The 20,282-nt window shown below is 71.8% G+C and carries 16 protein-coding genes; 7 read left to right on the top strand and 9 right to left on the bottom strand.

Going from position 1 to position 20,282, the window contains the following annotated elements; genetic code table 11:
• Window positions 1-4 precede the first annotated feature (4 nt).
• Both WMF19_RS23175 and WMF19_RS23170 read right to left on the bottom strand, forming a co-directional pair.
• Window positions 5-1,786, bottom strand: coding sequence for a serine/threonine-protein kinase (locus WMF19_RS23175; protein WP_437901061.1), 1,782 nt, complete (start codon window positions 1,784-1,786; stop codon window positions 5-7).
• A gap of 124 nt (window positions 1,787-1,910) precedes the next feature.
• A complete protein-coding gene (locus WMF19_RS23170) occupies window positions 1,911-2,306 on the bottom strand; it encodes a VOC family protein (protein WP_437330725.1) in 396 nt (131 codons plus the stop codon).
• Between the two features lie 337 nt (window positions 2,307-2,643).
• Here WMF19_RS23170 and WMF19_RS23165 point away from each other — a divergent pair, with 337 nt between their 5' ends.
• Window positions 2,644-3,684 carry a hypothetical protein gene (locus WMF19_RS23165; RefSeq protein WP_437901060.1) on the top strand — a complete coding sequence of 347 codons (1,041 nt, stop codon included), beginning with the start codon at window positions 2,644-2,646 and terminating at the stop codon, window positions 3,682-3,684.
• A gap of 61 nt (window positions 3,685-3,745) precedes the next feature.
• Here WMF19_RS23165 and WMF19_RS23160 read toward each other — a convergent pair whose 3' ends face one another.
• The 7 genes from WMF19_RS23160 to WMF19_RS23130 all read right to left on the bottom strand — a co-directional run bounded on the left by WMF19_RS23160 (window position 3,746) and on the right by WMF19_RS23130 (window position 12,227).
• Window positions 3,746-4,690, bottom strand: a complete 945-nt coding sequence (locus WMF19_RS23160; protein ID WP_437901059.1) for a formylglycine-generating enzyme family protein — start codon at window positions 4,688-4,690, stop codon at window positions 3,746-3,748.
• A gap of 6 nt (window positions 4,691-4,696) precedes the next feature.
• Window positions 4,697-5,359: a hypothetical protein gene (locus WMF19_RS23155; RefSeq protein WP_437901058.1), complete on the bottom strand. Its 663-nt coding sequence runs from the start codon at window positions 5,357-5,359 to the stop codon at window positions 4,697-4,699.
• Entirely contained in the window at window positions 5,356-7,548 is a 2,193-nt protein-coding gene (locus tag WMF19_RS23150) for a hypothetical protein (RefSeq protein ID WP_437901057.1), read from the bottom strand. The genes WMF19_RS23155 and WMF19_RS23150 overlap by 4 nt, the downstream gene beginning before the upstream one ends.
• Before the next feature lie 169 nt (window positions 7,549-7,717).
• Window positions 7,718-8,329, bottom strand: a complete 612-nt coding sequence (locus tag WMF19_RS23145) for a 50S ribosomal protein L11 methyltransferase (RefSeq protein ID WP_437901056.1) — start codon at window positions 8,327-8,329, stop codon at window positions 7,718-7,720.
• A gap of 140 nt (window positions 8,330-8,469) precedes the next feature.
• Complete coding sequence (locus tag WMF19_RS23140) at window positions 8,470-10,347, bottom strand: hypothetical protein (RefSeq protein ID WP_437901055.1); 1,878 nt, start codon at window positions 10,345-10,347, stop codon at window positions 8,470-8,472.
• A complete protein-coding gene (locus WMF19_RS23135) occupies window positions 10,347-11,240 on the bottom strand; it encodes a hypothetical protein (RefSeq protein ID WP_437901054.1) in 894 nt (297 codons plus the stop codon). Before WMF19_RS23135 ends, WMF19_RS23140 begins: the two co-directional genes overlap by 1 nt.
• 138 nt (window positions 11,241-11,378) lie before the next feature.
• The gene (locus tag WMF19_RS23130) at window positions 11,379-12,227 is read right to left on the bottom strand and encodes a fibrinogen-like YCDxxxxGGGW domain-containing protein (protein ID WP_437901053.1); all 849 of its coding nucleotides are present in this window, start codon (window positions 12,225-12,227) and stop codon (window positions 11,379-11,381) included.
• 370 nt (window positions 12,228-12,597) lie between these two features.
• Between WMF19_RS23130 and WMF19_RS23125 the strand changes: the two genes are divergently transcribed.
• The 6 genes from WMF19_RS23125 (at window position 12,598) to WMF19_RS23100 (ending at window position 19,928) form a co-directional block, all read left to right on the top strand.
• Window positions 12,598-13,917, top strand: a complete 1,320-nt coding sequence (locus WMF19_RS23125; RefSeq protein ID WP_437901052.1) for a CmpA/NrtA family ABC transporter substrate-binding protein — start codon at window positions 12,598-12,600, stop codon at window positions 13,915-13,917.
• A 69-nt stretch (window positions 13,918-13,986) separates the two neighbouring features.
• Window positions 13,987-14,784 (top strand): nitrate ABC transporter permease, encoded by a 798-nt coding sequence (gene ntrB / locus WMF19_RS23120; protein ID WP_437554691.1) that lies wholly within the window; start codon window positions 13,987-13,989, stop codon window positions 14,782-14,784.
• Between the two features lie 5 nt (window positions 14,785-14,789).
• Window positions 14,790-15,620: an ABC transporter ATP-binding protein gene (locus WMF19_RS23115; RefSeq protein WP_437901662.1), complete on the top strand. Its 831-nt coding sequence runs from the start codon at window positions 14,790-14,792 to the stop codon at window positions 15,618-15,620.
• The gene (locus WMF19_RS23110; protein ID WP_437901051.1) at window positions 15,617-16,498 is read left to right on the top strand and encodes an ABC transporter ATP-binding protein; all 882 of its coding nucleotides are present in this window, start codon (window positions 15,617-15,619) and stop codon (window positions 16,496-16,498) included. Before WMF19_RS23115 ends, WMF19_RS23110 begins: the two co-directional genes overlap by 4 nt.
• A gap of 365 nt (window positions 16,499-16,863) precedes the next feature.
• The gene (locus tag WMF19_RS23105; RefSeq protein WP_437901050.1) at window positions 16,864-18,630 is read left to right on the top strand and encodes a hypothetical protein; all 1,767 of its coding nucleotides are present in this window, start codon (window positions 16,864-16,866) and stop codon (window positions 18,628-18,630) included.
• A gap of 56 nt (window positions 18,631-18,686) precedes the next feature.
• Window positions 18,687-19,928 carry a vWA domain-containing protein gene (locus WMF19_RS23100; protein ID WP_437901049.1) on the top strand — a complete coding sequence of 414 codons (1,242 nt, stop codon included), beginning with the start codon at window positions 18,687-18,689 and terminating at the stop codon, window positions 19,926-19,928.
• Window positions 19,929-20,282: the final 354 nt, after the last annotated feature.

Raw genomic sequence — 20,282 nt, 5'->3', positions numbered from 1 at the left:
CGGTTCACAGGCACTCAGGCTTGAGCCGGCGTATGCCGGCCTTGTCCACGGTATAGGGCGGGGAGCAGCGCTGGGTGTCGGCGCGGGTCGCGCGCGCCGCGGGTGCAGGCGCGCGCGTGGCGGCGGCAGGGCGCGCCGAGCGCTGTGCGGGCGCCGGCGTGACCGCGTTCGCCGAGTCAGCCGCGGCGGCGCTCGCCGGGTCAGCCGCGGCGGCGCTCGCCGGGTCAGCCGCGGCGGCGCTCGTCGGGTCAACCGCGGCGGCGCTCGCCGGGTCAGCCGCGGCGGCGCTCGCCGGGCTTGTAGCGACGGTGCTCGTCGGGCTTGCCGCGATGGTGCTCGCCGCGCTCGCCGCCGAGGCGCTGGCCGGCTGCGCCGCGGGCGCGTGGACCGCGCGCGCGGCGTCCTCCGGGCCGGGAGGGGCGCGGCGCCACGACTGCGCCGCGAGCACGGCCGCGCCGCCGAGGACCAGCGCGCCGAGCAGCGCGAGCCGCGGACGCGCGCGCTTCCTCGCCATGGGGGGCGGACCGTCGCGCCGCGTGCCGTCCGTCGCGGGGAGTCCCAGCGAGACCACGCTGGACGTCACCGATCCGGGCGGGTGCTCGGCTGCGAGCATTCCCTGATCGAGGGCCCTCGACGGGATCGCGGGCGCGGTCTCTACCAGTCCGCGCCCCGGATGGCTCTGCGAGATGGACTCACGTCCGCTCCCGCCGCTGGGCTCGCTCGGCCCGCCCAGCGCGGCCGCGCCCGCGCCCGCGCCCGCGCTCGGCGTCGCGGGGGCGCTCGGGATCGCCGCCGACGCGCTCTCGATCGCGGCGACGCGGGCCGCCCGCCGCGCGAGCGCGTCGCCGGCGAGCTCCTCCACCCACTCGCCCACGGCGCGCGGCGACGCGAGCGGCACGGCGTCCTCGATGGCGACCGCGAGCTCGCGGGCGGTCGGGTAGCGGCCCTCCGGGTTCCGCTCGAGCGCACGGAGGACGATGGCGTCGAGCGCAGGCGGCACGTGCGCCGCGAGCGAGCTCGGGGGCAGGATCGGCTTCTCGAGCACGGCCCGGATGAGGGCGCCCTCGTCGCCGCCGTCGAAGAGCCGGCAGCCCGCGAGCGCCTCCCAGAGGACCGCGCCCGCCGCGAACACGTCGGTCCGCCGGGTCACGTCGCCGCAGAGGAGCTGCTCGGGCGCCATGTACGCGAGCTTGCCCTTGATCTGCCCGCCGCGGGTGGTGCTGAGCCGCCCGCGCGCCTTGGCGATGCCGAAGTCGAGCAGCCGCGCCGTTCCGTCGACGCCGACGAGCACGTTCTCGGGCGAGACGTCCCGGTGCACGATGCCCAGCGGATCGCCCCACTCGCTGCACGCCTCGTGGGCCGCGTGCAGGCCGTGGAGCGCGCCGCACGCGATGCTCGCGACGATGGGGACCGGCGCCGGCGCGCCGCGCGCGCGCGCCGCCCGGAGCAGCCGCGCGAGCGACTCGCCCCGCACGTACTCCATGACCAGGAACGCCTCGTCCTCGGCGAGGAGGAGGTCGACCATGGCGACGACGTTGGGGTGCTGGATGCGCGCGACGATGCGGGCCTCGTCGCGCAGGCTCTCGGCGATCTCGGGCGCCTCGGCGAGCGCGGGGTGCAGCCGCTTGATGGCCACGGTGCGAGAGAAGCCCGCGTCGCCGACGAGCCGGCCGAGGTGCACGGACGCCATCCCGCCGGACGCGATCGGGCTGTACAGCAGATATCGCCCAATGGGCCTGGGCTGCGACGGCTCCGGCGACATGCCGATGGGATGATACACGAGCACGCCCGGCGCCGCCCCTGGGAGGCGCCGGCGCCGGGCCCACCCCTGTGAAGGAGATGGAGCGACGGGCGCGTGTCGATTGACGTCGTTCGTCTTCGTCTTCGTCTTCGTCTCTGGGCGCGGGCCGTCAGCCCTGCAGGGGCGTGCTCGGCTCGACGAAGCAGAGGCGGTAGCCGTCGGGGTCGGTGACGACGACCTCCCGCGTGTGCCACGGCTGGTCGCGTGGCCCATCGACGGCGGCGCCGGCCGCCGCGGCGCGCGCGGCGATGGTCTCGATGCCGCGATCGCCGGCGGCGCTGAAGCAGACGATGACGCCGAGGCCGCGCTGCCCGGCGAGCGAGACCCCCGGCGGCGTCGCGACGAGGAAGAGATCGGCGTGGCGCGCCCAGCGCAGGTGGACGAACACCAGATCCTGGTGGACGCGGGTGAAGCCGAGGAGCTCGTAGAACGAGGCGGAGCGCTCCGCGTCGGCGACGAGGAGCTTGACGTAGGAGGGCATCACGTAGGGATCGTCGCTGGGCATGGTCGCTGGGCGCGAAGGTGCGCTGCGCCGGGCCGGAAGGCAAGGCGCGAGCGCCGGACAGGGCAGCGGCCGCCCGCGAGCCCGGCGGTCCGCTGGGCTCGCGCGATGGATCAAGAGAGCGGAACGGGCTCTGGGGCGGCCAGGTAATGGTTGATCTGTCGATGGGTAATTCGATGGCATGATCGATAGATAAATGGGCTTGACCCGGTCTTGGTAATTACCGACAGCACCGCTCTCTGCGTGCGGATTCGATACCACCGGACTCCGGGGGAACGACGAGAGGCATGGGGTGTCAACAGATGTCCTTTCGCGCTCTGGTGTGGTATCGGCGGCCGTCATGCATTTCCGCCTCGATCAGCTCGGCAAGAACATCCTTCGGGACGTCTTCGTGCTCGTGGGGGCCGCTGAGACCGAGGTGGAAGTGCCGGCCGGGGATGCCCAGCGGATCGACGTCTGGCACGTGCCCGATCCGGACCTGCTGCGAGCGCACCCCGAGATCGAGCCCGGGCTGCTCCGCTCGATGGCGGCGGAGGCGGGGATGGTGGAGGTGTTCAGCGGCGCGCCGGGCGCGGCCGAGCTCCACGGCTGCATGCGCAAGCGTTATCAGTGGCATCATACGCTCGAGCTGCGAACGGAGCGCGAGCTGGAGCTGCCATCGGCGTGGCTCGTGTGCGCTGGGCGTCCGGATGGGGTGTTGCGCGACTTCGGGTTCGTGCGGGACGCTGCTGGTCCGGAGGGCCTCTACGTCGGCCCGGCGCCAGGGTGGCGGATTCATGCGGTGGTGATCGCGGAGCTGCCGCGCGTGAGGAGCACGGTGCTATTGCGCTTGCTCGGCTCGCCCCGCGTACGGCGAGCGGCGCTGCGCGACCTCGCGGCGCTCCCCGATGACGCGTGGGAGCGCCGGGTGGCGCTGCCGTGGCTCGTTCGGCTAAGCTTCGAGGTGCCAGGGCAGCTCCTGCTGGGGTTGCCTTCCGAGGAGAGGGATTTCATCATGGAAACCCGCGAATGGTATGAGCAGTTCACCGCGCGGAGGGAAGCGGCGCTGAGGGAGGCGGTGTCCAAAGAGAGCGAGGCGGCGCTCAAAGAGAGCGAGGCGGCGCTCAAAGAGAGCGAGGCGGCGCTCAAAGAGGCGCAGAGGCAGGCGGAAGAGGCGAAAGAGGCGGAAAAACGCGCACTGCTGCATGGCGAGCAGCGCGGGCAGCTCCAGATGACGGCCCGGATGTGCGAGCTCCGGCTCGGCAGGCCGCTCAGTGAGGCGGAGACTGCAGCGCTCGCCGAGCGGCTGGATCGGCTGCGAGAGACCCGGGTAGGGGAGGTGGTGCTCTCGTTCTCGGCGGAAGCGCTGGCGGCCTGGCTCTCCGAGCCGAACGCGACGTAGCGCGACGGCGCCGGACCGCTGCTCCTCCGAGCCAGCCGGGCGCCGTACGATGCGGTGCGACCTACTTGGTCGACGGGGCCGCCGGCTCGACGACGCAGCGGATGCCGAGGAACCCGCAGCGGTACGTCGCCTCGAAGCCTCCCGGCCGCGCGGTCCTGACGAGCGGCGCGATGCCGTCGCGCCAGCTGCCGCCGCGGGCGATGCGCATCTTGCCGTTGCCGTCGTTGGCGCTGGTGGTCCACTCGAAGACGTTGCCCGCCAGGTCCTGGATGCCCTGCGGGCTGGCGCCAGCGGGGAAGCTCCCCACGTCGCACGCGGTCTTGCGCACGGCGCCGCCGCCGGACCAGCAGAGCTGATCCTTCGGGGCCTCCTCGCCCCACGGATACGGCCGAGCCTCCTCGCCGCCGCGGGCCGCCCACTCCCACTCGTCGTCGCGCGGTAGCCGCTTGCCCCGCGCCGCGCAGTAGGCCTGGGCCTGCGAGAAGTCGACGCAGACCATCGGCTGCTTCTCCTTGCCGGCCACGCCGTAGGTCGACGCCTCCTTGGCGCAATTGGCCAATGTATCCGTGCACTTGCCATCCTTGACGCACGCCGCGAAGGCCTCGGCGGTGACCTCGGTCCTGTCGACGCAGAGGTCGCCCACGGTGGCCTTCACCTTGAGCGGGCCCATCACGAAGCTGCCGCCCGGGACCCGGGCCATGCCGTCGGGGCAGCCCTCCGATGGCTTCGCCGCCTCGGCCGGTGCGGCGGTCGGCTCGGCGCCGGGCTGCCCGGCGCTCGCCGGCGCCGAAGCCACCGCCGGCTCGGACGGGGGCGGGGTCGCCGGGGCGAGCGCCGCCCCTGTCGAGGCGGGGCTCGCGGCCGTGGGCTGCGCAGCGGGCGCCTGACGTGCGGGCAGGCCGCCGGGAGCCGCGGGGGCGGCGCCGCACGCGGCGACGAGGACGCCGCTCGCAGCGGCAAGGAGGAACAGCGAGGGGATGGCGCGGAGCGTGGGGTGGGATCGCATGGTCTCTCAGGAGGCGGTCACGGTCGGCGCCGGCTCGTCTTCCAGCCATTGCTCCTGGATGACGATCGCCGGCAACAAGGTGAACGGCCCGTCGTAGCCCGGGCCGAAGGTCAGGATCTGGATCACCCGCCGATCGCCGCGGCGGATCGGGAACATCACCTCGCCCCCGCGCGGGAGCTCGCTGCCGGCGCGGGGCGGATCGATCCAGAAGGCCACGCCATCGGACTTCCCGCCGAGCAGCGAGATGGCCGAGACGGTGAGCTCCGGGCAGCGGATGCGCAGCCACTCCCTGGCCCTGTACGCGCGGCAGCCCGCGGCCGCGGGGCCGGCGTGGGAGAGGCGGACGCGAGGCGCCGCCTTCCACTCGGCGGCCGTGGGCTGCTTGGACGGCTCGGGCGGGAAGGGCGCGGCGTCGAGGGGCAGCTCGTCGCCGGCATCGGTCGCACCGGCATCGGTCGCGGTGGCGTTCTTCGCGCCGGCGTCGGTCGTGGCGCTCGCCGCGGCCTTCGCGGCGCCTTCCGCGGCCGTGGGCGCGCCGGCGTCGGTCGCGGCGCCTGCCGCGGCCTTTGCCGCGCCGCCGGGCTGCGCGCCGGGCGCCCCGGACGCGGCCGCCAGGACTGAGGCCACGCCAGCGCCCATCAGGGCGAGCAGCACGGAGCGCGGCCTCATAACGTCTCCAGGAACGCCACGAGCGACGCCCTGTCCTCGGGCGACAGGTGGCTGGTCTTGCCCATCCAGTCGGCGTTCTGCTCGATGAGCTCCGCCAGCGTGCCGGCGCGCCCGTCGTGAAGGTAGGGCGGCCGGCCTCCCACGAAGCGCAGCGACGGCGTCTTGTACTCGGGGCGCGGATCCTCGTCGTAGCCCGGCGGCGGCGGTCGCTTCGGCATCGGGTACGCCGTGCGATCGGTGTAATCGCTCATGGGCACGTGGCAGCGGGAGCACTTCGCCTCGTCGCTGTGGAAGATCTCCCGGCCGCGCTTCACGCGCTCGTCCGGCGCCCCCTCGGCGCGCGGCGGCGCCACGAGGCCCCGGCGGAGGAACATCGCGAGATAGGTCGCCCGCGCCGCGAGCCCGGCCGGCGTGTGGTCGATCGGCAGCCCGCCCCAGCGGTGCAGCCCCATGCCCGTCTGGAGCCTGCTGACGAGGTCCTCGCTCTCGCCGTGCCAGCCGTACGGCCCGGCCGCGCCCACGTTGCCGGCGAGCATCGGGGTGCGCCGCGGAAACCCTCGCTTCTTGGCGACCTCGGGGATGTTCTCCGGCCGCCCGACGAAGTTCGCGTGCTCGCCGTCGGCCGTGCTGAAGGTGGCCTCGCGCCAGACGTACCCGTCGTCGCGCCCGTCGGGGTGGCATCCCGCGCAGCCGAGGTTGCCGCTCACCGTGGCGTCGAGCGCGTCGTAGAAGAGCCGGCGGCCCTTCGCGACCTCCGGGCCGAGCGGATCCTCGGCGAGGTGCACGAGCGCCGACGGCCCTTCCGCCACGCCCGCCGCGGCGGACGCCGGCGCGGGGCCGGCCGCGCCCGTCGGGCCCGCCGCTCCAACGGGCGCCACGTCCGGGCCCGCTGCCGCGTCGTGCAGCCGGAGCGCCGCCATGTCGCCGGTCGAGCGGCAGAAGACCCACGCCGTCGCCTCGTCCGCGGAGAGCGCGAGGCCGGTCGGCGCGCCGCACGTGCCGGCCACGCGGAGGTGCGGATCGTAGCGGCCGCCGACCGGGTAGCTCTTCACGATCGCGAGCGTCGGATCCACAGCGGTCGCGTCCACCTCGAGCACGAGGTCGTCGCCCTCGCCCGCGACGAGCAGCGTGCGCGCGCGCTTGCGGTACGCCATGGCGCGCGGCTGGGTGACGGGCGTGACGCCCGCGCCCGGCAGGGTGATCACGCTCTCCGGGGTGATCACCTGCTCCGCGAACGCCGACCGGAGCACCGGCAGGTTGCCGTGGTGCGGCGGGGCGAGCGGCTCGTCCCGGCCGGTGATCAGCACGTCCACCGTCGCGGCGCCGAACCACGCGGCGTGGCCCATGGCGCCGAGCGCGTGCCGCGCCGCGAACAGGCGCCGCCCGTCCTCGGAGAGCGAGAGCGCATACCCCAGCGACGCGGCGAGGCGCTCGCCCGACGGGGCGCGCAGCGGCGAAGCGGGCAGGGCGACGCGCCGGACCTTCGGCGCCCCGCCGAGATCGTCGATCCTCGTGAGATCGGCGCCGACGAGGTGGCTCACGTACGCGGCGCTGCCGTCTGGCAGCACCGCCACGCCCCGCGGCTCGCGCGCCACGTCGACGGTCCACCGCGTCTGCCTGGTCTCGAGGTCGACGGCCGAGACCTTGTGGGTCCACGCCGAGGTCACGATCGCTGTCTTCTCGTCGGGCGTGACCGCGATGCCCCACGCGTCGGCGGGCAGCGGCACGCGGCCCACCTCCACGAGGCCGGCTGCGGGATCCGCCTGGAAGATCAGCAGCAGCCCCGGATCGCGGACGGTGGCGAGGACGCGCGCTTCGTGCTCGCCGCGCCCGCCGAGCGCGAGCACCTGCGCGGGCCTGCCTGGTGTGGGGACGCCTGCGCCGGGCCGGGCGGGGTCGAGCGGCAGCGGCACGACGCGGACCACGCCGTGGTCCTCGTCGGCCACATAGAGCGCGTCCTCGCGCGCGGCGCGGGACAGGGCGCCGCCCTCGCGGACCGGCGCGCGCAGCGGCGCGGCAGTGGACGGAGGCTGGGGAGCGGCCGGAGCGCCCGCGCCGCTGGCCGAGGCGCTCGCGCTGCCGGCCGGGCCAGGCCCGGCGTCCGTGCCGGGGGTGGACCCGCGGGAGCAGGCGCTCGCGGCAAGCGCGAGGAGCGCGGCGAGGTGGCGTGTCGCAGGGAGGGTCGGCAAGGGATCGCCGGATGTTCGCGCGCCCTCGCGCCCCGGGTCAACGGCCGCGCTGCGGGAGGGCGCGACGGCGCTGCTTCCTCATCCCTCTCCACCTCCGGTTCCAGTTCCGGTTCCGGTTCCGGTCATGGCGTCGTTCGCGGACATCCGGGTGACGCTCGCCGCGCCGAGATCATGCCGTGGCTCCGGCATCGGCGCGCGGCTCGGCGTCGCGCCACACGAGCGCGCGCCACGCGCCCCGCTCGAAGATCTCCGGTCGACGCCCGGCGAGGAGCGGCGCATAACGCGCCACGATCTCCGGAACATCGGTGGACACGAGCCCCGAGAGGATCAACGTCCCGCGGGGAGCCAGGCGAGCCACGATCCGAGGGGCGAGCGCCGTGAGGACGTCGCGGAGGATGTTGGCCACGACGATGTCGAACGTCCCGTCCGGCCACGTCGCCGAGAAGCTCACGCGCGCTTCCACCGCGCTCCGCCGTGCGTTGTCCGCCGCGATCGCGTTCGCGGCGACGTCGATGTCGACCCCGATCGCCTCGCCGCCGAGCTTCGCGGCGCCGATCGAGAGGATCCCGGTCCCGCTCCCCACGTCGAAGAGGCGGAAGCCGCTGCGCGGCGCGAACGACGCGAGCGCCTGGAGGCACATCCGCGTGCTCTCGTGCCGGCCGTCGCCGAACGCGTGGCTCGGGCCGAGGACGATGGTGCGCTCGTCGACCTCCGCGTCCCGCGGATCGGTGATCACGCGAAAGCGAGGCGGCACTTCGATGATGGTCGAACGGTCGCTCATGCGTCGCCGGAGTCTGCCACCGCGGGGCTCGAACATCACCCGGATCGGAGAGGGCAGGGGGCTGAGCGGCAGGCGGGCGTCGGGCAGCGTGAGGTCGTCGAGCCCGCCGCCGTCTCTTTTCGGCTCCAGTCACCCGGCGGCTACTTCGGATCGAGAAAATCGCACGCGGTGAGGTTGCGCCCGTTGGTCCAGCGGAAGCTGTCCATCCATCCGTCGAGCACGCTGCGCGCATAGGGATCGCCGTACGCCTGAACGAACACGATCGACCCCGTACCGGCGCAGATCGGGACGAGCACGAGCCGGAGCTCCATCGATGTGCCGGCGACCCGCCACGCCCGCTCGACGCCGGCGCCGAGCGCCGTCGCCACCGGGCCGCCGCCGAGCGCCTCGACCCGCATCGAGAGCTCGGCGACATCGCGGACGAACGACGCCTGCACTTCGCCGAAGGTCTTCTCGTTCTCGGCGTCGCTGGTGATGCGCGTGGACACCGACATGCCGCCGCGCACGAGCGCGTCGGGCCGCTCGACCACGAACTCGACGTCGCCGCCCACGTGGCCGAGCATGCCCTGCGGCACGCGGCCGACGACGTCGAGCCAGCCGTTGCGGTACACGTCGCCTTCGAGTCGGCCCGGCGTCGGCTCGGGGAGGCGGACGCGCGGCGGGATCGGTCGATCGGTGAGCGGCGTCGGCTTCGGCTCCGGCCCGGCGAGCGTGAAGAGGTGCGACGCGAGCGCAGCTCCGACGCCCTCGGGGAGGCCGCGCACGAACGCGACGAGCTTGCCCTGACGGCGGACGGCGATGTTGGCGCCGATCGTGTAGTCGCCTCGCTCGACCCCGAGCGCGTTCTCGTGCCAGCAGGCCGCGCTCTGGCCGAGCGCCGCCTCGAGCTCCTCCGCGTCCTTCTCGGTGTCCCACGCGCTGATCCACGCCGTCGCGAGGCGCCGATCCGGCCCGGCGAACACGCCGAAGCGATCGCCCGCCCAGCCGGCGGCCGCGCGCTCGGCGACCTCCGCGGCGACGCAGCGCTCGAGGAGGATGCGCGTGTCGAGCTCGCCGAGCGTGTCGGCGGCAGACAGCGCGTAGCCCGGCGGCGGCCGGGGATCGGCGAACGGCCGCGGGGGCTCGCCTGCCAGGTACTTCTCGGGGTGCAGCACCTGCTCGGTGCTGCGCGGGAGGCGCGTGTACATCCTGTCGACGAGCGGGAAGCCGCCGGCGCGGTACACGTCGGTGACCAGCAGCATCCCGTCGCGGTACGGGAACTCGAGGCGCTTCTTCGTCAGATCGAGCGCCTTGTCAAGCTTGGTGCTCGCCTCGCCGCGCGTGACGCTCGCGAGCGGGATGCGCCTCGTCACCTCGACGATCCGCCGCAGCGTGCGCCCCACCGGCGCACCGGCCTCGGCGCCGAGCCATGCCCCCATCGCGACCATGGCGTCGCCCTCGATGAGCGCGAGCTGCGCGATGGCCTCGTCCGAGCTCTTCGGCTCGGGCATGTCGGGGAAATGCTGCGCCTGGAGCGCGTGCTGCACCTCGTGCGCGAGCACGGCGCGCTGCTCGAGCAGGTCGTCTTCGGACGCGAGCGCCACGTCGGGGATGAAGACCTTGTCGGCCGCGCGGCTGTAGAAACCGACGACCTGCTCCTTCAGCACCTCGTCGACGGTGGAGAGCCCGCCGCGCTGCCCGGGCTGCGGCAGGAAGTTGAAGCCGAGCAGGAACGCGGCCTCCGAGCTGAGCGACCCCTCCGATGAAGGCTCCTCGTCTCGGCTGTCCAGCAGGCGCTCCACGAACCGCGCATGGTCGAGCCGCTCGACGGCGACCGGCCTCTGCGGCGACAGCTGCCGCGCGGCGCTCACGGCGCGCACGACCTCCTCGATGGCGCGATCGCCGAGCGTGAACGCCCTCCGTGGCGCCGACGCCGCGGGCTCTCCGGGGCTGCGCGGCGGGCCGGCGGGCGCCGCGCCGTGGCTGCAGCCCGCGGCGAGCCAGAGCGCGAGCAGCCCGTAGCGTCCGCGCCGGCGCATCAGAACTCGCCCAGCCAGTAGCGCGGCTTGACCTGCGCGGTCTTGCCAGCCGGCTTCTCACCGCGCTGCTCGACCGTGACCGACGTGCCCGACGTCGCGACCAGCACGATGCCGCCGACGAGCGCCGCGCCGCCGCCGATGAGCGAGACGAGGCCCGCGGTCATGAAACTCCCGCCCACGTCGCTCGAGGAGTCGTCGGCCCCCGAGCTCAGGCCGCTCAAGAGCATCAGGGTGCCGCCCGTGACCACGGCGGTGGCGCCCAGCACGTTCAGCCAGGCCCCGGCGGTGCGGCGCCCGTAGCTGCCGGGCTCCACGCGAAGGGTGACGTCGCCCGTCATCTGCGCGAACGTGAACGGATCCGGCGGCGGCACATCCTCCGGCGAGAGCGAGAACCGGCGCCCGTCGCTGCCGTCGATCACCTTGTCGCACGGCGAGGCGCAGACGTGCCGGATCTCCTGGATGGCGAAGCCGTAGCCTCGAACAGCGCCGTAGGTCGTGGCGCCTTCCGTGACCACCCGCACGGGCTGCGGGCTCTCGACATGCAGCCTCACCACGCCGGGCGCGCCGAGTGCGGGCTCGGGGGCCGGGATCGCCTTCGGAGGTGGTGCGGCGCCATAGCCCGGCCCCGCAGGCCCGGGCTGCGGGGCGCTCTTCGGCGCGAACTTCCCGCGCTCCACGTCCGACACCTGGGCCCACGGGACGACGCGCACCTCCTTCGCGCCCAGCTCGATGATCTTCACGCTCTCCCCGGGCTCGGAGGAGACGACGGTGCCCCGGATCGTGCCGCCGTTCTTGAGCGTGACCTCGTCCTCCCCGTCGTCGGCGCGGGCGCTCCCGCCGAGCAGGAGGGAAACAGCGGTCAACGTCGCGAGGATGGGAAAGCGATGGCGCATGAAGGCTCCTGTGGCGTAGGTCACGCAAAGGTCGCCGAATCCATGATTGAACGTCAAGGGCGAAGCCGCGTCATGAATCGTGCTCAACGCGGATGTCGCTCGCGAGCGCCGTCGGCGCGCTGAACCGGCGGGCCGCGATCACCAGCGCGTCCAGCGGGAGATCCGCTGCACGCGCGTATAACCGCTCCCGTCGTCGGAGAGCCCGTACGACGTCGCGTCCGGCGTGCTGACGTGCGGGCCCCAGCCCTCGTCCTCGATCGGATCATCGTCGTCCGCGCCGAGGTTGTAGACGAAGCAGTGCCCGTAGTGCTGCGTGACGCCCGCATAGGCGCCCGCGCAATTGCCGTCGTCCTTGGTGTCCGCGTCGAAATCCGGTGACGACCATCCGGTGGCGAATTGCCACGAGAAGAGGTGATCATCGCCGCCGACGCGTATCGGCGTGAGGAGGTGCATATCCCCGGTATCGATGCCCTCGGCGGTCGCGCGCATCACCTCGGCGACGGTCCCTGCGATGTCCTCGATCTCGTCGCGGTATTCCCGGCCGGCGATGTACAGCGACGGCTGGTAATGGTTGTCGTCGAGCGACGGCGTCCCCTTGGCGGCGAGCCGATCGGCGTACAGGATCTTCCAGAACGGGAGCGTCGCGCCGTCCTTTGATCCGACGCTGTTGTAGACGAGCGCCCAGCGATCGCCGTCCACCGGCTCACCGCAGTAGACCTCGATCTGCTCCTGTGGGCCGGGCCCGTCGGGATCGAGCGCGTAGACGCCGCTCGGGGCGCTCTCGGGGACGGCGCCGCACCGGTCGTAGACGCACCCTGCGCTCGCCTCCTCGGCGCAGTCTTGCCCGCCGGCGCCCCCGCCACCCCCACCACCGGCGCCCCCGCCCGCCTCCAGGTGATAGGGCCTATCGAGCCCGGCGAGGGCCGTACACCCGCACGCCAGAAGGCATGCCGCCGCTCCCGCCCACGTCGCGGACCCGCTCGTCATCCTCGCTCTCATGACCTGATGCCTGCCGCGTCGCACCCGCCGGAGCGGCGTGGCGCTCCTCCTGCGCCGCGCGGACGCTACAGCCTCACCCCGGGCCTGGCAAGCAACCGGTCCGTTCGCGACGCCCTCCGACCGCGCGCACGAGCGCGCCGCTGTCCCGCAGGCATTGAAATGGAAGACGAAGGCGACGTGACGAACGCAACCAACGTGAAGAACGTGAAGAACGTGACGAGCGTGACGAACGCAACAACGCGAAGTGAATGAAGAAAATATCCTACAGAAACTTCATAGAAACACGCGCCCATGCATCGTCGTTGGCAAATCATGGGCCCGTGGTTGGCTGAGGCCATCCAGGCAAAGGATCTTTGGAATGAAGAGACGAGAATCTTCGCGTGAGGCCCCGAGCGCCGCGCCCCCGGGCCGCCGGCGTTTCCTCGGCGGAGCGCTCGCGCTCGGGGGAGCCGCCCTCCTCCCTGCTTGCGAATCGCGGTCCGAAGCGTCGGCGAAGCCCGAGGCGAACGCCGCGCCTCTCGTACCGGACGCCGCCAGGCCGGAGGTGTCCGACCTGCGCTTCGGCATCATCGCGCTGACCGATTGCTCTCCTCTCGTGATCGCCCACGAGAAGGGGTTCTTCAAGAAGTACGGCATCAACGCGACCATCGTGAAGGGCGCGAGCTGGGCGGCGATCCGCGACTCGCTCACGAACGGGGATCTCCAGGCGACGCACATGCTCTTCGGGATGCCGCTCGCCTCGACGATGGGGCTCCTCGGATCGCCGAAGAAGCCCATGGTCATCCCGTGGCTGCTCAACCGCAACGGCCAGGCGATCACGATGAAGAGCGACCTCCGGGGAAAGGTGGCCGGGGATCCCAAGGCGCTCAAGCCGTTCATCGAGGAGGCGAAGGAGAAGGGGGCGCCCATGACCTTCGCGATGACGTTCCCGCCTGGAACGCACGCCATGTGGACCCGCTATTACCTGGGCGCGGGCGGCGTCCACCCGGACAAGGACGTCGCGCTCGTGACCATCCCGCCCGCCCAGATGGTCGCCAACATGAAGGTGGGCAAGATGGACGGCTTCTGCGTCGGCGAGCCGTGGGGCGCCAGGGCGATCTCCGACCAGATCGGCTACACGGCCGTCACCACGCAGGAGCTCTGGAGGGACCACCCCGAGAAGGTGTGCGCGTTCACCGCGGAGTTCGCCGACAAGAACCCGAAGACGGTGAAGGCGGTGATCAAGGCGCTCCACGAGGCGAGCGTCTGGCTGGACAAGCTCGACAACCGCCCCGAGCAGGCGGACATCGTGTCGAGGCCCACGTACATCAACTGCCCGCCGGAGCTCATCCTCGGCCGGCTGCAGGGGCACTACGACTACGGCGACGGGCGCAAGAAAGAGGACAAGGACTACATGATCTTCAGCGAGCGGGGCTGCAACTACCCGCAGCCCAAGTACGCTCTCTGGTGGCTCAGCCAGTTCCGCCGGTGGGGCATGGTCGAGGGGAAGCCGGACTACGAGGGCGTCGTCAAGCAGGTCATGCGCCCCGATCTCTACGAGGAGGCGATGAAGGAGCTCGGGGTCGCCCACGGCGGCCGGAGCGACGCGCCGGAGACGCTGTTCGACGGCGTGACGTTCGATCCGAAGGACCCGGAGAAGTACGCGAGGTCGTTCCCGGTCCATGCCCTGAAGGGATGAACCCGCATCGCCATCGCCGCGCCGGCGGGAGGCGCGGCGGCGGAAGCGGAAGCGGCAGAGGAGTGTTGCATGAGCGAGGCGAAGGCGATCTCTCCGAGGATTCGAGTCGACCACATGATCCTGCCCCTCTTCGGGGTGGCCTGCGTGATCGGGCTATGGGCCGCCGCGAGCAGCCTGTGGACCCAGGCGCTGCCCTCTCCGCTCAAGACATGGGAGGTGAGCAGGCCTTATATCTTCGAGCCGTTCGAGAAGCGGGGAGAGCTCGATCAGGGCATCCTCCGCTTCACCTGGTACTCGCTCCAGCGGGTCGCCAAGGGCTACACGCTGGCGATCCTCCTCGGGACGCCGATCGGGTTCTTCCTGGGCGCGTCGAGGCTGTTCAGGTCGAGCTTCGATCCCATCATCCAGATCCTCCGCCCGGTCTCGCCGCTCGCGTGGCTCCCGCTCGGCCTCGTGCTCTTCCAGAAGCCCGACCCCGCCGGCGTCTTCACCATCGCGATGTGCTCGATGTGGCCGACGGTCCTGAACACCGCGCTCGGGGTGCGATCGATCCCGCAGGACTACATGAACGTCGCCCGGGTGCTCCGGCTGTCGCGCATGAAGACGCTGTTCAAGGTGCAGCTCCCCGCGGCGCTGCCCTACATGTTCACGGGCTTCCGGCTCAGCCTCGGAATCGCCTGGCTGGTCATCGTCGCCGTGGAGATGCTGACCGGCTCGCCCGGGGTCGGCGGCTTCCTCTGGCAGGAGTACAACAGCCTCATCTACGAGCACATCATCCTGTGCATCATCACCATCGGGGTCGTCGGCTTCCTCCTGGACGCCCTGATGAGCCTCGTCGAGCGCCGGCTCAAGCTGGCGGGAGCGTGACGTCCATGCCGCTGGTCGAGCTCTGCAACGTCGGGAAGAGCTATGGCGGCGGGGACACCCGCACCGAGGTGCTCAGGGACATCCACCTGGAGATCGAGAAGGGCGAGTTCGTCGCCGTGGTCGGCTATTCGGGCGCTGGCAAGACGACGCTCATGTCCCTCATCGCCGGGCTCCTCAGGCCGGACACCGGGGAGGTCAAGCTGAACGGGAAGGCGATCGAGGGGCCGGGCCCCGACCGCGGCGTCATCTTCCAGAACTATTCACTCCTGCCCTGGCTCACCGTCTACGAGAACGTCTACCTGGCCGTCGACCAGATCTTCGGCGCGTGGTCCACAGAGAAGAAGCGGGAACATACCGAGCGCTACATCGCCATGGTGAAGCTCACCGAGGCCCGCGAGAAGAAGCCGGCGCAGCTCTCCGGCGGCATGCGCCAGCGGGTCTCGGTGGCGCGGGCGCTCGCCATGGATCCGGAGGTCCTCCTGATGGACGAGCCGTTCGGCGCGCTGGACGCGCTCACGCGCGCGACGCTCCAGGACGAGCTCGCGCGGATCTGGCGCGCCACCCGGAAGACCGTGCTCCTCATCACCAATGACGTCGACGAGGGCATCCTCCTCGCCGACCGGATCCTGCCGCTCAGCAAGGGCCCTCGCGCCACGCTGGGGCCCGGGATCACCGTCGATCTCGAGCGCCCTCGGGATCGCAAGGCCCTCAACCACGACCCGCGCTTCAAGGAGATCCGCGGCGCGGTGATCGGCTACCTGCTCGGCCCGGGCGCCGGGCCCAGGGCGGGCGAGAGCGCGCCCGGTGAAGCGCAGAGCGTGGAGGCGGTCGCATGAAGAAGTACCTCGAGATCTGGAATATCACGAAGACCTTTCCCACGCCGAAGGGCCCCTCGGTCGTCCTCCGGAACTTCGACCTGAACCTGAGGAAGGGAGAGTTCCTGTCCCTCATCGGCCACTCCGGGTGCGGGAAGTCCACCGTGCTGTCGATGGTCGCGGGCCTCTCCGAGATCACGAGCGGCGGTATCGTCCTCGCGGGCAGGCAGATCCAGGGTCCTGGCCCGGACCGCGGGGTCGTGTTCCAGTCGCCCTGCCTCCTGCACTGGATGACGGCGCTCGAGAACGTCCTGCTCGGGGTCGAGCAGGTCCACCGGCAGAAGAGCAAGAAGGACTGCATCGAGATCGCGACCCACTACCTCGAGCTCGTGGGGCTCGAGGAGTCCATGCACAAGAAGCCGCGCGAGCTGTCGTCGGGGATGCAGCAGCGGGTCGGGCTGGCGCGCGCCTTCGCCCTGTCGCCCAAGATGCTCCTCCTCGACGAGCCCTTCGGCATGCTCGACTCGCTCACCCGGTTCGAGCTCCAGGAGGTGCTCATGAACCTGTGGGCGGAGGACCACAAGACCGCGCTGATGGTCACGCACGACGTCGACGAGGCCCTGTTCCTGTCGGACCGCATCGCAATGATGACGAACGGACCGGGGGCGCGGGTCGGCGAGATCCTGGAGGTCCCGTTCCCGCACCCGCGGGACCGTCAGGAGGTGCTGGAGGACCCGATGTACTATCCCCTCCGAGAGCGGCTGATCACCTTCCTCGAGGGCCAGGCCTACAAGGAGAAGCCCGCCGCAGAGGGCGCCCGAGAGTCCGCCCCGGAAGGCGCCGTGAAGACGGGGCGGTTCTGGAACGCGCTCTGGAAGGGGACGAGAACATCGGCGTAGAGCGGGCAGCCGTCGCCGGGCTGCTCCCACGAACGAGCCTCTCCCAATCAGCCTGCATATCCTCTCCTCTCGAGGCCTGTACAGGTCGCTCCCTCGTACGAGGGCTCTCGGCGACTAACCTCACCAAAGCGTGGATTGCGGTCGCGCTGACCGTTCGGGGCAGAGCTCATCACGGCCAGGCGAGCGCGAGCTCTCCGCTGCGCGCACCTGTGCGCGCAGTGCTCACGAGGCTCACCACCTCCGACAAAAATGGAGGGAGACGGTCACGCCCTAGAACAAAAGCCATACGGACAAGCTGGAGTTGCGCCAATGTATCCTTTCTCCGACTGCGTCGGTTGCGGCAAGCGATCAAGCGAGGAAAGTCTATGCGCGTATCTCGAATCTTCGCGGCTGTCGGCATGGTATGGCTCTCCAGCGCCTGCGGCTCGTCCGATGGCACCGGCTCGGGAGGCGAAGGTGGCATCGCCACATCGTCAGGGCCCTCCAGCGGCGCGGCCGGGGGCAGCTCCTCCGCCAGTGGCTCCGGAGGGGCCAACGCTGGCGGCGGCGGGATGACCGGAACGGGCGGCGCCGGCGCGACGGGCGGCTCTGGAGAAGGCGGCGCGGGCACAGGCGTTGGCGGTGCGGGCGCCGGCGGTGCGGGCGCCGGCGGTGCGGGCGCCGGCGGTGCGGGCGGCGCGGGTGGTGCGCTCGCCAGCGGTGCGGGCGCTGGCGGTACGGGCGTCGGCGGCACGGACGGCGTCGGCGGCGCGGGCGGCTCTGACACGGGGGTCGAGGTGCCGACCTGCGAGCCTTACGGGTCCACGTGCGCGCGCTCCGGAGATTGCTGTTCCGGCATCTGCGACAGCGCGACGAGCACCTGCGCCTCGCCGCTCAGCGTCTGCCTCGGGACCGGCGCCGCTTGCGAGGAGTCCTCGGAGTGCTGTACCCTCAACTGCGCTTCGGGCAGGTGCAGCGCGACCGCCTGCCTCCCCGATGGATCCGACTGCACGGCAGGCGGCGCTGCGTGCTGCAGCGGCATGTGCGTCGGCGGGACGTGCAGCGACGTCAACGGCGCCACCGCATGCCAGACGGGCGGCAACCCGTGCACCGAGGACAGCCAATGTTGCTCCAAGCTCTGCGGGCGAGACAACCGCTGCGTCCTCTACTCCTCGTTCTGTGTGCAGCGCAATGACGTCTGCAAGGGCGACAGCGACTGCTGTACCGGCGTGTGCGTGAAGCGGAACGCATCCGACCCCGCGGGCTACTGCGGCGCCGAGCCGTCGACGGCGAGCCGCTGCAGCAGCGGCGGCATCGACGGCGCGGTCTGCGACAGCTGCGGCTTCTGCTGCAGCCGCGTCTGTGCGCCGTACGGCCCCACCGGGATCGCCGTCTGCCAGCCGCCGAGCGGCTGCCGCGTGAACGGCGCCCTGTGCCGGCGCAACGAGGACTGCTGCGGCGGCGATCCCACGGCCGATCTGCCGGGCGCGGGCAACGTCGTCTGCGACAAGTCGGGGGATCCGGACGGGGAGATCGGCCGCTGCCGCAACCCGAACGGCTGCACGCCCCAGGGCGGCGTCTGTCACTTCAAGGACAGCTATTGCGCGGATACGTCCACCAGCGCTCCCAACAACTGCTGCAGCTACCTGGGCCACGCCAGCAACTGCCGCCTCGACGCCCTCGGCGTGCCTCGGTGCAACGCGCTCACGGCCTGCCGCCAGGCAGGCGAGGACTGCGCCTCCGCCGACGACTGCTGCGACGGCGCTCCCTGCGTGCGGAATAGCGAAACTGGCAAGCTCCAGTGTTACGACACGCCCGGAGGGACGACGCCCCGCTGTGTCACGGCGGGCGGACCCTGCACGAACAACGGCGACTGCTGCGTCGGAACGACGTGCGAGTACGAGCCGGGCTCCGTTTCCGGCACGTGCACGACGGACTCCCCGTCAGGCGCGACCGGGAGCTCGGGCGCGACCGGGAGCTCGGGCGCGACCGGCGGAGCGGGCGGCGCTGGCGGCGGCGGTGGCTCGGACGGGGCGGGCGGCACCCCGCCGCGATGCGCCGAGTACGGGCAGCTCTGCGGCGCGACGTCCGACTGCTGCAACGCCGGAACCGTGCAGTGTTACAACGGCATCTGCCGCATTCCTCCGGGCTGACGCCGCGTGCGGGCGCGTTGACTCGTGTCGATTCACTCGTGTCGAGGAGAATGGATATGACCGGCAAGAACCGCGGGATCTACGCCCGCTCCTTGTTTCTGACATCGCTCTGGTGCCTGGGCTGGGCGCTCGCGTCGGGATGTTCGGAACCGGATGGCGGAAAGGGCGCGGGCGGCGATGGCTCCGGCAGCGGCAGCTCCGGAAACGGCGGCGCCGGTGGAACGGACTCCGGTGGAACGGGCGGGGAGCCCTCCCTCGGAGGCGGCTTCATCGCGTCCGGGCCGGGCGCCAGCTCGGGCGGGGGGGAGGGCGGCGGCGACTGCGGCGGCCAGCAGGTCGAAGCTCAGCCGCGGCAGGCTCACCTCGTGATCGTGCTCGATCGCTCCGACAGCATGACCAAAGCGTGGGAAGCGAGCGACCGCTGGACGATGATGAAGGGCGCCCTCGGCACCGCGCTCGACGTGATCCAGGACAGGATGTCCGTCGGGCTTCAGCTCTTTCCCTCCGACGACCACTGCGGCATGGAGGCGGGGGAGGACCTGAGCGTGGCAGTGGCCCCTGGCGAGACATCGGTCCCCGCCATCAAGACCCTCCTGGATGGCACCGACCCCGGCGGCGCGACGCCGACGGCGGACGCCCTCGCGCGCGCCCTCCGGTACCTCACCGTGGGAGCCGGCGGCGCCCTCGAAGGCGACAAGTACGTCCTCCTGGCGACCGACGGCGGCCCCAACTGCAACCAGGATCCGGCCATGACCTGCGAGGCCGCGACCTGCACAACGAACATGGATGGGGACTGCCCTTCGGGCGTGCCAAACTGCTGCGTCGCGGGCTTGACGGACGTGTGCCTGGACGACGCGCGCACGGTGCAGCGGGTGAAGGACCTGCGCGCGGCCGGTATCAAGACCTTCGTCGTCGGCATCCCCGGCGCGACGGCCTATGCTGCCGTGCTGGACCAGCTCGCCGTCGAGGGCGACACGGCCACGTCGGAGACCTCGCCCCGTTATTTCGAGGTGGTCGACGCGGCGAGCCTCGGCGATACGCTGACCAGCATCACGAGGGATCTCGTGAGGACCTGCGAGCTCTCGCTGGAGACCGAGCCGCCGGACCGCGCGAAGGTGAACGTCTTCATCGACGACGAGGTGCTGCCGAGGCCGGGCGATGACGGCTGGGATTACGACGATTCAACCACCCCGCCCACCATCGTGATCAAGGGGGCCACGTGCGAGCACGTGAAGTCCATGGGAGCGGAGAGCGTCCGTGTCGAGTTCGGCTGTCCCACCGTCGAGGTGCCGCAGTGACCTGCGCCCGTGACGCGCCCTCCCGGCGCGCCGCGTGATCGACCCCCTCCAGCCCTCCGAGAGCCAGCCCACATCGCATGGAGCGCCGCGCCAGCGCCGCACTGCCGCGCTCGGCGACGGGGCGCGAACGCCAGACTCCGTCCAAGTTGGATATCTAGCGCACAAATGCTGAAAAATATTACCGTGGACGAATCACTGTTCCGATTTCGGTGGTGACTCGGGGGCAGCGATCTAGACATAATCCGCCCATGGTGCGCTTGTGCGAGAACACCGTCCGTCCTGCCTGCTCGATGCGAGCAGCAGCGCCGGCGGGCCCGCCCAGCGCCCCGGCGAGGTGAGATGCTCTCCGCGACG

Source organism: Sorangium sp. So ce124 (genome assembly GCF_051525235.1).
In the GTDB taxonomy this organism is placed as follows: Bacteria; Myxococcota_A; Polyangia; order Polyangiales; family Polyangiaceae; genus Sorangium; species Sorangium atrum.
Note: the sequence above shows the minus strand (reverse complement) of the source record. Positions and strands in the feature narration are given on the sequence as shown.

Excerpts from the sequence above, each read along its gene's own strand:
- WMF19_RS23125 (WP_437901052.1), top strand. The coding sequence starts at position 12,598 with ATGAAGAGACGAGAATCTTCGCGTGAGGCCCCGAGCGCCGCGCCCCCG.
- WMF19_RS23100 (WP_437901049.1), top strand. The coding sequence starts at position 18,687 with ATGACCGGCAAGAACCGCGGGATCTACGCCCGCTCCTTGTTTCTGACA.
- WMF19_RS23165 (WP_437901060.1), top strand. The coding sequence starts at position 2,644 with ATGCATTTCCGCCTCGATCAGCTCGGCAAGAACATCCTTCGGGACGTC.
- WMF19_RS23105 (WP_437901050.1), top strand. The coding sequence starts at position 16,864 with ATGCGCGTATCTCGAATCTTCGCGGCTGTCGGCATGGTATGGCTCTCC.
- WMF19_RS23155 (WP_437901058.1), bottom strand. The coding sequence starts at position 5,359 with ATGAGGCCGCGCTCCGTGCTGCTCGCCCTGATGGGCGCTGGCGTGGCC.
- WMF19_RS23135 (WP_437901054.1), bottom strand. The coding sequence starts at position 11,240 with ATGCGCCATCGCTTTCCCATCCTCGCGACGTTGACCGCTGTTTCCCTC.
- ntrB (WP_437554691.1), top strand. The coding sequence starts at position 13,987 with ATGAGCGAGGCGAAGGCGATCTCTCCGAGGATTCGAGTCGACCACATG.
- WMF19_RS23145 (WP_437901056.1), bottom strand. The coding sequence starts at position 8,329 with ATGAGCGACCGTTCGACCATCATCGAAGTGCCGCCTCGCTTTCGCGTG.
- WMF19_RS23130 (WP_437901053.1), bottom strand. The coding sequence starts at position 12,227 with ATGACGAGCGGGTCCGCGACGTGGGCGGGAGCGGCGGCATGCCTTCTG.
- WMF19_RS23160 (WP_437901059.1), bottom strand. The coding sequence starts at position 4,690 with ATGCGATCCCACCCCACGCTCCGCGCCATCCCCTCGCTGTTCCTCCTT.
- WMF19_RS23170 (WP_437330725.1), bottom strand. The coding sequence starts at position 2,306 with ATGCCCAGCGACGATCCCTACGTGATGCCCTCCTACGTCAAGCTCCTC.
- WMF19_RS23115 (WP_437901662.1), top strand. The coding sequence starts at position 14,790 with ATGCCGCTGGTCGAGCTCTGCAACGTCGGGAAGAGCTATGGCGGCGGG.
- WMF19_RS23110 (WP_437901051.1), top strand. The coding sequence starts at position 15,617 with ATGAAGAAGTACCTCGAGATCTGGAATATCACGAAGACCTTTCCCACG.
- WMF19_RS23140 (WP_437901055.1), bottom strand. The coding sequence starts at position 10,347 with ATGCGCCGGCGCGGACGCTACGGGCTGCTCGCGCTCTGGCTCGCCGCG.